At 64.1% G+C, this 12,529-nt stretch carries 9 protein-coding genes and 1 pseudogene; 3 read left to right on the plus strand and 7 right to left on the minus strand.

From position 1 onward, the window contains the following. Positions 1-236: 236 nt before the first annotated feature. The 7 genes and pseudogenes from AB4Z51_RS36260 to AB4Z51_RS36290 all read right to left on the minus strand — a co-directional run bounded on the left by AB4Z51_RS36260 (position 237) and on the right by AB4Z51_RS36290 (position 7,229). Complete coding sequence (locus AB4Z51_RS36260) at positions 237-1,463, minus strand: ABC transporter substrate-binding protein (RefSeq protein ID WP_441499001.1); 1,227 nt, start codon at positions 1,461-1,463, stop codon at positions 237-239. A 142-nt stretch (positions 1,464-1,605) separates the two neighbouring features. Then, positions 1,606-2,835 (minus strand): ABC transporter substrate-binding protein, encoded by a 1,230-nt coding sequence (locus AB4Z51_RS36265; RefSeq protein ID WP_071916729.1) that lies wholly within the window; start codon positions 2,833-2,835, stop codon positions 1,606-1,608. Positions 2,836-2,875: 40 nt separating this feature from the next. Continuing rightward, positions 2,876-3,895, minus strand: coding sequence for a branched-chain amino acid ABC transporter permease (locus tag AB4Z51_RS36270; RefSeq protein ID WP_028151939.1), 1,020 nt, complete (start codon positions 3,893-3,895; stop codon positions 2,876-2,878). A gap of 2 nt (positions 3,896-3,897) precedes the next feature. Next, the gene (locus tag AB4Z51_RS36275; RefSeq protein ID WP_063980940.1) at positions 3,898-4,776 is read right to left on the minus strand and encodes a branched-chain amino acid ABC transporter permease; all 879 of its coding nucleotides are present in this window, start codon (positions 4,774-4,776) and stop codon (positions 3,898-3,900) included. A gap of 15 nt (positions 4,777-4,791) precedes the next feature. Further along, positions 4,792-5,502 (minus strand): annotated as a pseudogene (locus tag AB4Z51_RS36280) (ABC transporter ATP-binding protein); the annotation flags it as partial. Beyond that, positions 5,499-6,296 (minus strand): ABC transporter ATP-binding protein, encoded by a 798-nt coding sequence (locus tag AB4Z51_RS36285; RefSeq protein ID WP_166345288.1) that lies wholly within the window; start codon positions 6,294-6,296, stop codon positions 5,499-5,501. The pseudogene AB4Z51_RS36280 and the gene AB4Z51_RS36285, both read right to left, overlap by 4 nt. A gap of 66 nt (positions 6,297-6,362) precedes the next feature. Then, a complete protein-coding gene (locus AB4Z51_RS36290) occupies positions 6,363-7,229 on the minus strand; it encodes an IclR family transcriptional regulator (RefSeq protein ID WP_063980942.1) in 867 nt (288 codons plus the stop codon). A gap of 130 nt (positions 7,230-7,359) precedes the next feature. Here AB4Z51_RS36290 and AB4Z51_RS36295 point away from each other — a divergent pair, with 130 nt between their 5' ends. The 3 genes from AB4Z51_RS36295 (at position 7,360) to AB4Z51_RS36305 (ending at position 12,482) form a co-directional block, all read left to right on the plus strand. Beyond that, positions 7,360-9,456 carry a 3-hydroxyacyl-CoA dehydrogenase NAD-binding domain-containing protein gene (locus AB4Z51_RS36295; RefSeq protein ID WP_441499002.1) on the plus strand — a complete coding sequence of 699 codons (2,097 nt, stop codon included), beginning with the start codon at positions 7,360-7,362 and terminating at the stop codon, positions 9,454-9,456. Positions 9,457-9,615: 159 nt separating this feature from the next. Beyond that, complete coding sequence (gene pimA / locus AB4Z51_RS36300; RefSeq protein WP_441499003.1) at positions 9,616-11,298, plus strand: dicarboxylate--CoA ligase PimA; 1,683 nt, start codon at positions 9,616-9,618, stop codon at positions 11,296-11,298. Further along, complete coding sequence (locus AB4Z51_RS36305; protein ID WP_441499004.1) at positions 11,295-12,482, plus strand: acetyl-CoA C-acyltransferase; 1,188 nt, start codon at positions 11,295-11,297, stop codon at positions 12,480-12,482. Before pimA ends, AB4Z51_RS36305 begins: the two co-directional genes overlap by 4 nt. Positions 12,483-12,529: the final 47 nt, after the last annotated feature.

The raw sequence follows: 12,529 nt of genomic DNA on the forward strand, positions 1-12,529 counted from the left end.
ATCTCCCTATTTTCTTGGTGTGTGTGCGTCCCTTTTCTTGGCTTGATGATTTTTGGCGGCGCGGAGGCAATTCAATACGATTTACCGGGAGCCTTCAACAGAAAGCCCCGGCGGCTGTGTCGCAGGGGCTGCTCCTTTAGTAGTCAAGGACCGGCGCGCGCTCGTGTGCGACTGCGAGACGGCGCCGCTGTCTTGAGTTGATTAATCAATCGTAGGCGATTTTGAGTTGCACGGCTTCAGTGGCCGAGCTCGCTCGAGATGATGTCGCCGAACAGCTCCCATTTCCTGCCCTTGAACCGCATCATCTGGAGCTGCTCGATCGGGGCGAAATTATCGGCGGAGGTGTTGATCTTGATGCCGGGCAGCAGCGTGTCGGGCTCGAAATCCTTCAAGGAAGCGGCCTGCTTCATGACGTTCTCATGGGTGAGCTCGTCGCCGCACATCTGCAGCACCTTCACCATGGTCTGGGCCGCGGCATAGCCGAACACCACGCCGGCATCGAGCTTGTTGGCCTTGGGGTCGTACTGCGCGAGGAAGTTATAGAACTTCTTCATGCCGTCATCGGCATTCCATTGCGGGTCGGAGCCGTCCTTGGTGTAGCTCGCCGACAGGATGCCTTGYGAGATCTCCAGGCCCGCGGGCTCGAGCACGCCGCCGACCGAAGCCGAGACGTTGGAGATGATGTGGACCGGGTGCCAGTTGATCTCGGCCGCCTTCTTGATCGCCTGCGCGGCGAATTTCGGCGTGGTGATGCTGAGAAAGACGTCGGCGCCCGAGGCCTTCAGCTTCACGACGTGCTCGTCGATCGCGGGCTCCGACGTGTCGTAGCCGTCTTCGAGCACGATCATCGACGCCTTTGCGCCGAGGCCGTCCTTCAGCCCCTTCAGATAGTCCTTGCCGAAATCGTCGTTCTGGTAGAGCACGGCGATCTTCGCGTCCGGCTTCTCCTTCATGATGTATTTGGCGTAGATGCGCGCCTCGCTGGCGTAGCTCGGCTGCCAGCCCATGGTCCACGGATATTGCTTCGGATCGTTCCATTTGGAGGCGCCGCTCGCCACGAACAGCTGCGGTACCTTCTTCTCGTTCATGTATTTGCGGATGGCGCCGTTGGTGGAGGTGCCGAGCGAGCCGAAGATCAGCAGCACGCCGTCGCTCTCGACCAGCTTGCGCGCCTGCTCCACCGTCTTCGGCGGCGAATAGCCGTCGTCGTAGGAGATGAACTTGATCTTGCGGCCGTTGATGCCGCCCTCAGCATTGATCTTGTTGAAATAAGCTTCCTCGGCCTTGCCGATCGCGGCATAGGCGGAGGCCGGCCCGCTATAGGGCATGATGTTGCCGATCTTGATCTCGGTATCGGAAGCGCCGCTGTCGTATTTCTTTTGCGCCAGTGCCGGGCTGCTCACCGCAGTGCACAACGCGAGCGCGGCCGAAACGGCCGCAACTTGAAATCGAACGACAGTCATCTTTCTCCACCCGGAATGGATCGGCGCCGCATTGAACAAGATTGACGTCTGACGTCAACAAAAAGCCCCCGCGGTCGCCCGCGGGGGCTTTGTCAGATTTGACTAGACTTGAACTGACCAGACTTGGACTATTGCGTCAGCGTCACTCGGAAGCGACGTCGCCGCTGATGATCTCGCCGAACAGTTCCCACTTTTCGCCCTTGAAGCGCTGCATCTGGAGCTGCGAAATCGGGGCGAAGTCGGTGGCGCTGGTGTTGATCTTGACGCCGGGCAGCAGCGTGTCCGGTGCAAAATCCTTCAAGGAAGCGGCCTGCTTCATCAGGTTGGCGCGGGTGAGGTCGTCACCGCACATCTCCAGCGTCTTGACCAGGGTCGACGCCGCGCCGTAGCCGTAGACCATGCCGGTGTCGGTCTTGTCGGCGCCAGGCATGTACTTGTCGACGAACTCGTTCCACTTCTTCATGCCGGGATCGTTGTTCCACTGCGGGTCGGTGGAATCCTTGGCATAGGCCGCCGACAGCACGTCCTGCGAGGCCTCGAAGCCGGCCGGCTTCATCACGCTGCCGACCGAGATCGACACGTTGGTGAGGATCTGGAGCGGCTTCCAGCTGAGCTCGGCGGTCTTCTTGATGGTCTGGGCCGCGAACTTCGGCGTCGCGTAGATCAGCAGCACGTCGGGATTGGCGGCCTTGATCTTGACGATGTGGCCGTCGATCGACGGCTCGGAGATCTCGTAGCTCTCCTCCATGATGATCATGGACGCGCCCTTGGCGCCGAGACCGTCCTTGGTGCCCTTGAGGTAGTCTTTGCCGAAATCGTCGTTCTGGTAGAGGATCGCGACCTTGGCGTTCGGCTTTTCCTTCATCAGCCATTTCGCGTAGATCTGCGCTTCGCTCTGGTAGGAGGGCTGCCAGCCGATGGTCCAGGGGAAGTTCTTCGCGTCGTTCCACTTGGTGGCGCCGGTGGCGACGAACAGCTGCGGGATCTTCTTGGCGTTCAGGTACTTCTGGATCGCGGTGTTCGAGGGCGTGCCGAGCGGATTGTACACGGCCAGCACTTCGTCGCTCTCGACCAGCTTGCGGACCTGCTCGACGGCCTTCGGCGGCGAATAGGCGTCGTCATAGGTGACGAAGTTGATCTTGCGGCCGTTGATGCCGCCCTTGTCGTTGATCATCTTGAAATAGGCTTCTTCGGTCTTGCCGATGATGCCATAGGCCGACGCCGGACCGCTGTACGGCATGATGTTGCCGATCTTGATCTCGGTATCGGACGCGCCGGTGTCGTATTTCTTCTGGGCAAGTGCTGCGCCGGAGGTGAGGGTCGCGACCGCCGTTACGAGTGCGGTGGTTCGCAGTATTCTTCCGAAAAGCAATTGGGTCTCCTTGGTTAAAACAACAGTCTGGATGGACGTTTCAGTTCTTCCTGAGCCGACCGGCGAGTTGCTGGCCCAGGATCGCGACTTGCCTTGCGCCATGCGGCACGAGGTAGATGACGAGGAACAGGAGCACGCCGAACACCGCGCCGGAGAGGCCCTTGGAGATGCCCTCCGCGATGTTCGGCACGAAGATGATGAAGGCAGCGCCGACGATCGAGCCGGGCAGCCAGCCGACGCCGCCGACGACCATGCCGAGGAACAGCGAGATTGCGAGCGTGATGGTGTAGCTGTCGGGCGCGACGAACTGCACCGCAATGGCGCCAAGCGAGCCGGCGATGCCGGTGATGGCAGCGGAGACGCCGAAGGCCAGCGTCTTGTACAGCGCGACGTCGACGCCCATCGCGGAGGCCGCGATCTCGTTGTCGCGGATCGCCATGAAGGCGCGGCCCGAGCGGGAGCGCAGCAGGTTCACCGAGAAGATGTAGATCGCAATCACGACCACGAGCGTGAAGTAGTACAGCCACATGTCCTGCGACATCGGCAGGCCGAACGGCGCATCCGGCTTGGTGACGACGAGGCCCTGCACGCCGCCGGTCCAGTGCTCGAGGAAGTTCAGCTTGAGGAGCTGCGGCATGGCGGTGGCGAGCGCGAAGGTCGCAAGCGCGAGGTAGACGCCGGAGAGCCGCAGCGCCGGCTGCCCGAACAGGAAGCCGAAGCCGAAACAGACGACGCCGGCGATCGGCAGCGTCAGCGCGTAATTGACGTTGAAGTGCTCCATCAGCACCGCTGTCGTATAGGCACCGACCGCGTAGAACGCGCTCTGGCCGAGCGAGAACTGGCCGCTTCCGCCGGTCAGGATGTTCAGCGCCAGCACCGCGAGCCCGTAGATCAGGAGCATCGTCATCTGGAAGATGATGAAGTTCTTGACGAAAACGGGTGCGATCAGCAGTGCCGCGAGCACCACCAGCGAGGTGCCGGTGCCCAGCGTCATGGCCCGCTTCGGAACAGCCTCGACCGCCTCGTGGCCTTCTGCAACGACTTCTTCTGCAGCGCTCATGATCAAACTCGCTTGACGATGTGCCGGCCGAACAGGCCAGCGGGTTTGACGACCAGGACGGAGATGATCAGCGCGAGCGCGATCGGGAGCTTCAGCTCATTGCCGACGCCGGGGATGTAGGTGCCGGCGAGGTTCTCGAAGATGCCGACCAGGAAGCCGCCGACCACGGCGCCGAACGGGCTGGTGAGACCGCCGAGCACGGCGGCGGCAAAGCCGTAGATCAGCACGCCGCCCATCATGTTGGGCTCGAGGAACACGACGGGGGCGATCAGCATGCCGGCGATCGCGCCGATCGCGGTCGCCATGCCCCAGCCGAGCGCGATCATCCAGGACGTGTTGATGCCGACGAGGCGGGCCGATTCAGGCACCGAGGCGGCCGCGCGCATGGCCAGGCCGATGCGCGTGTACTGGAAGAAGAAGTAGAGGCCGAGCAGCAGCAGCACCGTGACGCCGATCATGCCGGCCTGGTGGGTCGAGATCAGCTGGCTGCCCAGGAACGGCGCGGAGCCGAACGGGGTCGGGTACTGCTTGATGGTGAAGTCCCAGATCAGGCCGGCCGAGGAGTTGATGATCGCAAACAGCGCGATGAAGCCGGCGACGTTGGTCAGCACCGGCGCTTTCGCCAGCGGCTTGAACAGGATGCGCTCGATCGCGATGCCGGCGACGAAGGAGAGCGCGAGCGTGAGGATGAAGGCGGCCCAGTAAGGCACGCCCCATTGCATCAGCTGCCAGGAGATGAAGGTCGAGAACATCGCCATCTCGCCCTGCGCGAAGTTGAGATGGTCGATCGCCTGGTAGATCATGACCACGGCGAGCGCCATGCAGGCGTAGATCGCGCCCGTGGCGATGCCGGCCAGCACTTGGTTGGTGAACAGTTCCATCGTGCCGGCTCCYCAGTAACCCAGATAGGATTTGCGGATTTCTTCGTTGTTCGCGATGTCCTTGGCATTGCCCGACATCACGATGCGTCCGGTCTCGATCACATAGGCCTGGTCGGCGAGCTCGAGCGCGAGCTGGGCGTTCTGCTCGACCACCAGGATCGACACCTTGTCCTCGCGATTGATCTTGCCGAGGATGCCGAACAGGTCGCGCACGACCAGCGGCGCCAGTCCGAAGGACGGCTCGTCGAGCAGCATCAGGCGCGGCCGCAGCATCAGCGCGCGGGCGACCGCGAGCATCTGCTGCTCGCCGCCCGAGAGCGTGCCGGCCTGCTGGGTGTGGCGCTGCTTCAGCACCGGGAAATGCGCGTACATGCGCTCGATGTCGGAAACGATGCCGGCGCTGTCCTTGCGGGTGATGGCCCCGAGCTGGAGGTTCTCCTCGACCGTCATGGTCGTGAAGGTGCCGCGGCCCTGCGGCACGTGGGCGATGCCGAACCGCACGATGCTCTCGGTGGAGCGGTTGCTGAGCGGCTTGCCTTCGAACTCGATCGCGCCGGTGGAACGCACCATGTTGCAGATCGCGCGCAGGGTGGTGGTCTTGCCGGCGCCATTGGCGCCGAGCAGCGTCGTCAACGATCCTTCGTTGAGCGAGAAGGACAGGCCATGGAGCGCCTGGACCTGGCCGTAATAGGCGCGCAGGTCCTTGACGTTGAGCAGCGTCGTCATTGGTCCTTGCTCCCGAGATAGGCCTTGATGACGTCGGGGTCCGCCTGCACCTGGGCCGGCGTGCCTTCCGCGAGCTTCTTGCCGAAATTCAGCGCGACGACGTGGTCGGCGATCGACATCACGAGGCCCATGTGGTGCTCGACCAGCAGCACGGTCATGTGGCGGTCGTCGCGGATGCGGCGGATGAGGTCGCCGAGCAGATAGACTTCCTCGTGGTTGAGGCCGCCGGCCGGCTCGTCGAGCAGCAGGATCTTCGGGTCGGCCGCGAGCGCGCGCGCCAGCTCGACGCGTTTCTGCGTGCCAAAGGGCAGGCCGGACACGATGGTGTGGGCGACGTCCTCGAGCTTGAGATAGGCGAGGATCTCCTGCACCTTCTTGTTGACCTCGGTCTCGCTGCGCCGGACCCAGGCGAGCCTCAAGGAGTCGCTGATGATGTCGCTGGAGGTCTTCGAATGGGCGCCGACGCGGACGTTGTCCATCACCGAGAGGTTCGGAAACAGCGCCACGTTCTGGAAGGTGCGGCCAATGCCGATCTCGGCGATCCGGTGCGGAGGCCGCGACAGGATGCTCACGCCTTCCATCAGGATGTCGCCCGACGACGGCTGATAGAGCCGCGAGAGGCAATTGAAGAGCGTGGTCTTGCCGGCGCCGTTGGGGCCGATCAATCCGAGGATCTGGCCCTTGTGCATGTCAAAGGACACGCCGTTGAGCGCGATGATGCCGCCGAACACGACGCTGACGTCGCGAACCGCGAGCAGGGGCGATGTCCCCCGCGCGAGCTGTGCCTGCGTCATCTCGTCTCGCCCACACACGTCAGTGGGCGAAGGGGCGATGCGAACCGCTCCCGGTGATGACAAAGGCTATCTGAACCCCTCGGCCACACGCGCAACTTTTCCTCCTGATTTCAGCTTTTTGCTGACTTCTTTTTTGGATTGCGGCATCAGTCCCCCGAGTGCCGCTTCAATGTTCCTTACCATCGCCAGCAGACGCGGTCCAATGTCGTTGATCAAACGCTCTTCCGTGAAGCGGAATGCGGGCGCGCCGCAATTGAATGCGTAAGGTCCGGTTCCGTCGTTGAGCTTGAGCGCGACGCCGGCGGCACCGATGTCGTCGTGCCAGTCGCCGACGGACATCGCGAAACCGTATTTCGCAACGGTCTCGCCGGAACGTTCCAATCCGTCGCGCATCTTCGGCCACCGGCTGCCGTAATGTTCGCGCAGGATGCGGGACACCTCGGCGCGCCCCTCGTCATCGAGCGCCCAGAAATAGGCGCGGCCCATCGCGCTGGTTGCAATCGGCACGCGGGAGCCGACGTCAAGTTGAACGCCGACCGTCTCGCTGCCGCGACTTTGCCCGAAATAGATCATGCTGTGACGGTCGCGGCCGCCGATCGCGACGGCGCCGCCGGTCGCGCGCATCAATTCCTCGCGAAATGGCTCGGACAAATGCCGAACGCCGAGATTGGATAACGCCGCATAACCGAGCGCCATCGCGGCGGGCGCGAGCTGATACTTCTCGAAACGGGGAACCGGTGTCAGATAACCGAGCTTCGTCAACGTGTAGGTCAGGCGCGAAACGGTCGGCTTGGGCAGGTTCGTCCGCGCGGCGATCTCCTGGTTGCCGAGAAGTCCGTCGCTGGGTTGGAATGCGCGCAAAACATCTAGTCCGCGGGAAAGCGCGACGACGAAATTCCGATCGGTCGCAGTCTTCTTGCCTGTACGCTTCATCCCTGATCTGCTTCTTGCGCGGAGTCGTTGACAACGTCCGTGCTTCAAAATAACCCTGCCGTCAAGATGCGGAATTAAATTCCGCACCGCGAAATCGAACAAAAGTAAATCCCCACCAAGGAGGGAAGCCGTGAGCGAAGTGGTCAAGCTTGAGCGTCATGACGAAGTCGGGATCGTCACGGTCAACAGTCCTCCGGTCAATGCGCTGAGTGCCGCAGTGCGTGGCGGTATTCTCGAATGCATCAAGGCCGCGATCGCCGATCCCGCGATCAAGGGCATCGTGCTGACCTGCGCCGGCCGCACCTTTATCGCCGGCGCCGACATCACCGAATTCGGCAAGCCGCCGAAGCCGCCCGCCCTCAACGACGTCCTGGCCGAGATCGAGAACTCGCCCAAGCCGGTCGTCGCCGCGATCCATGGCACCGCGCTCGGCGGCGGCCTCGAGGTCGCGCTGGCCTGTCATTTCCGCGTGGCCGTGAAGGAAGCCAAGCTCGGTCTGCCCGAGGTGAAGCTCGGTCTGCTGCCGGGCGCCGGCGGCACCCAGCGCCTGCCGCGCGCGGTCGGGCCGGAACTCGCGGTCAAGATGATCGTCGGCGGTGATCCGATCGGTGCTGCCGAAGCGCTCAAGAACGGCCTGATCGAGGAGATCGTCGAAGGTCCGGCCTCCGGCGGCGAAGCCTTCGTGCGCAAGCTGCTCGCCGAGAAGCGTCCGCTGCGGCGCCTGCGCGACGACGATTCCAAGCTCGCGGCGGCCAAGGCCGACCGCTCGATCTTCACCAATGCGGTCGCTGCCTTGACCAAGAAGGCGCGTGGCCTGGAGGCGCCGTTCGCCGCCGCCGACGCCGTCGGCTACGCCATCGACCTGCCGTTCGACGAGGGGCTGAAGAAGGAGCGCGAGGGTTTCCTCAAGCTCGTCTCCAGCGACCAGTCCAAGGCGCAGCGTTATGCCTTCTTCGCGGAGYGCGAGGCCAGCAAGATCGCCGGCGTCCCTGAAGGCACCAAGTCGCGGCCCGTGAACCGCGTCGCCATCCTCGGTGCCGGCACCATGGGCGGCGGCATCGCGATGTCCTTTGCCAATGCTGGCGTGCCCGTCACCCTGATCGAGACCGGCGAGGAGCAGCTCAAGCGCGGCATGGGCATCATGCAGAAGAACTGGGAAGCGACCGCCGCGCGCGGCGGCATCCCGGCCGACGCGCCCGCCAAGCGCATGGCGCTGATCAACGGCGTCGTCGGCATCGAGAACGTCGGTGATGCTGACCTGGTGATCGAGGCCGTGTTCGAGACCATGGCGGTGAAGAAGGAAGTGTTCGGCAAGCTCGACCAATACGTCAAGCCCGGTGCCGTACTCGCCTCCAACACCTCCTACCTCAACATCGACGAGATCGCGAAGTCGACCAAGCGGCCGCAGGACGTTCTCGGCATGCACTTCTTCTCGCCCGCCAACGTCATGAAGCTGTGCGAGATCGTGCGCGCCGACAAGACCGCGCCGGATGCGCTGGTCACCGCCGTGACCATCGCGCGCAAGATCGCGAAGGTGCCGGCCGTGGTCGGCGTCTGCGACGGCTTCGTCGGCAACCGCATGCTGGCGCAGCGTGGCAAGCAATCGGAGAAGCTGCTGTTCGAAGGTGCCTTGCCGCAGCAGGTCGATGCCGTGGTTACCAAATTCGGCATGCCGATGGGGCCGTTCGCGATGGGCGACCTCGCCGGCCTCGACATCGGCTGGCGCTCGCGCAAGGACCGCGGCATCAAGTCGGAGATCGCGGACGCACTCTGCGAAGCCGGCCGCTTCGGCCAGAAGACCGGCAAGGGCTACTACAAGTATGAAGCAGGAAGTCGCTCCGCGCTGCCCGATCCGGAGGTCGAAAAGCTGATCGACGAGACGCTGCTCCGTCTCGGCCGCAAGAAGCGCGTCGTCAGCGACAAGGAGATCCTCGAGCGTATGATGTACCCGATGATCAACGAGGGCGCGAAGATCCTCGAAGAGGGCATCGCGGCGCGTCCTTCCGACATCGACGTGGTCTGGCTCTACGGCTACGGCTGGCCGATCTACCGCGGCGGCCCGATGTTCTGGGCCGACACCGTCGGCCTCAAGCACATCGCCGATCGTCTCTCCTTCTACGCCAAGGAGACCAACGATCCGAGCCTCGAGCCTGCGCCGCTGCTGAAGAAGCTCGCGGCCGAAGGCAAGACGTTCGCGTCGCTGGCCGCGGCGTCGAAGGCGGCGTGATGGCCGCTTCATCTCAACCCTCGTCATTCCGGGATGCGCCGCAAGGCGCAGGCCCGGAATCCATAACCCCAGCTGGTGGTTATGGATTCCGGGTTCGCGACTTTGTCGCGCCCCGGAATGACAGTCTCTGTTAGTTGCTCGCTCAACCAATCAAGAATAATGACCCATCCCGGCGAACAGTTTTATCCCGAGGGCGTGCGTTGGGACGACACCATCGTCCAGGGCTCGCTGCCTGACCTGCTGTCGAACGCCGCCGCTGATTACGGCCCGCGGACCGCGCTGGAATTCCGCGATCGTCCGATCAGCTATACCGAGCTCGCCGCCATGGCCGAGCGCGCGGCAGCGGCGTTCCTGCGCGCCGGCTGCGGCAAGACCAGTTCCGTGGCCCTGTTCCTCGGCAATACGCCGGACCATCCGGTCAATTTCTTCGGCGCGCTCAAGGCCGGTGCCCGCGTCGCGCATCTTTCCCCGCTCGACGGCGAGATCGCGCTGACGCACAAGGTCTCGGATTCCGGCTCGCGCCTGCTCGTCACGTCCAACCTCGCGGCGCTGCTGCCGAACGCGCTGAAGTTCCTGGAGAAGGGCCTGATCGATCGCCTCGTCGTCTGCGAGGACGACGATTGGGGCAAGGTCGGCACGCCGCAGGCGCCGATCCCCGATGATCCCCGCATCGTCACCTTCAAGAGCTTCGTCGAGGGCGCCACCGCGCCGGCTGAGTGGCCGTCCGTGACCGCCGACGACGTCGCGCTGCTGCAATATACCGGCGGCACCACCGGCCTGCCCAAGGGCGCGATGCTCACCCACGGCAATCTCACCTCCGCGGTGTCGATCTACGATGTCTGGGGCAAGCCGTCGCGTGCGGCGCGCGGCGACGTGATCGAGCGCGTGATCTGCGTGCTGCCGCTGTTCCACATCTATGCGCTCACCGTCGTGCTGCTGTCCTCGCTCAGCCGCGGCAATCTGATCTCGCTCCACCAGCGTTTTGATGTCCAGGCGGTGATGCGCGACATCGAAATCAAGCGCGCGACGTACTTCCCGGGCGTGCCGACGATGTGGATCGCGATCGCGGCGCTGCCTGATCTCGACAAGCGCGACTTCTCCTCGCTCGCCGTCATCGGCTCCGGCGGCGCGCCGCTGCCGGTGGAGATCGCGAATTTCTTCGAGCGCAAGGTCGGCAAGAAGCTGCGCAGYGGCTGGGGCATGACCGAGACCTGTTCACCCGGCACCGGCCATCCGCCCACAGGGCCGGATAAGCCCGGCTCGATCGGCCTGATGCTGCCCGGCATCGAGATGGATGTGGTCTCGCTGGAGGACCCCACAAAAGTTCTGCCGCCGGGCGAAGTCGGCGAAATCCGCATCAAGGGCCCGAACGTCACCAAGGGCTACTGGAACAAGGCGAAGGAATCCGCGGAGTCCTTTTCGGACGGCCGCTTCCTCACCGGCGACATCGGCTATGTCGACACCGACGGCTATTTCTTCCTGGTCGACCGCAAGAAGGACATGATCATCTCCGGCGGCTTCAACGTCTATCCGCAGATGATCGAGCAGGCGATCTACACCATTCCAGGCGTGCACGAGGTGATCGTGCTCGGCATTCCCGACCAGTATCGGGGCGAGGCCGCCAAGGCTTTCATCAAGCTCAAGCCGGACGCCAAGCCGTTCTCGCTCGACGAGCTGCGCGCGCAGCTCGCCGGCAAGGTCGGCAAGCACGAGCTGCCGGCAGCCGTCGAGTTCGTCGACGATCTGCCGCGCACGCCGGTCGGAAAATTGTCGCGCCACGAATTGCGCCAGCAGCAGAAACCATCACAATCCACCCAACACCCATCAGGAGGTCGCTCTTGACCGACGCCGTTATCGTTTCCACCGCCCGCACGCCGATCGGCAAGGCCTATCGCGGCATGCTCAACGCCACCGATGGCGCAACGCTGCTCGGCCACGCCATCGGCGAGGCCGTTGCCCGCGCAAAAGTCGATCCGAAGGAGGTCGAGGACGTTGTGATGGGCGCGGCGCTGCAGCAGGGCGCGACCGGCGGCAACATCGCGCGCAAGGCGCTGCTCCGCGCAGGTCTCCCCGTGACTGTCGCCGGCACCACCATCGACCGGCAATGCGCCTCGGGCCTGCAGGCGATCGCGCTCGCCGCGCGCTCGGTGATCTTCGACGGCGTCGAGATCGCGGTCGGCGGCGGCGGCGAGTCGATCAGCCTGGTGCAGAACGACAAGATGAACGGCTTCCACGCCCAGGACCCGGCGCTGCTCAAGATCAAGGGCGAGGTCTACATGCCCATGATCGACACCGCCGAAGTCGTCGCCAAGCGCTACGGCATCTCGCGCGAGAAGCAGGATGAGTATTCGCTGGAGAGCCAGCGCCGCACCGCCGCTGCCCAGCAGGGCGGCAAGTTCAAGGACGAGCTGGCGCCGATCACGACGCAGATGGCGGTCACCGACAAGGCGACCGGCGCCGTCTCGATGAAGGAAGTGACGCTGTCGCAGGACGAAGGCCCGCGCCCCGAGACCACCGCTGAGGGCCTCGCCGGCCTCAAGCCCGTGCGCGGCGAAGGCTTTTCGATCACCGCCGGCAATGCCAGCCAGCTCTCCGACGGCGCCAGCGCCTCGGTCATCATGAGCGACAAGGAAGCCTCAAAGCGCGGTCTCAAGCCGCTCGGCATCTTCCGCGGCTTCGTCTCCGCCGGCTGCGAGCCGGACGAGATGGGCATCGGCCCGGTCTTCGCCGTGCCGCGCCTTCTGAAGCGCCACGGGCTGACGGTCGACGACATCGGCCTCTGGGAGCTCAACGAAGCTTTCGCGGTGCAGGTGCTGTATTGCCGCGACAAGCTCGGCATCGACCCCGAGAAGATCAACGTCGATGGCGGCGCGATTGCGGTCGGCCATCCCTACGGCATGTCGGGCGCGCGCCTCACCGGCCACGCCTTGATCGAAGGCCGCCGCCGCAAGGCGAAGTATGCGGTCGTCACCATGTGCGTCGGCGGCGGCATGGGCGCGGCCGGGCTGTTCGAGGTGTTGCAGTAATTTCACCGTCGTCCTGACGGCGACGAAACAAAGAAGCTCACAGGAGG

The sequence above is a fragment of the Bradyrhizobium sp. 2TAF36 genome (assembly GCF_052114925.1).
GTDB classification, from domain to species: domain Bacteria; phylum Pseudomonadota; class Alphaproteobacteria; order Rhizobiales; family Xanthobacteraceae; genus Bradyrhizobium; species Bradyrhizobium barranii.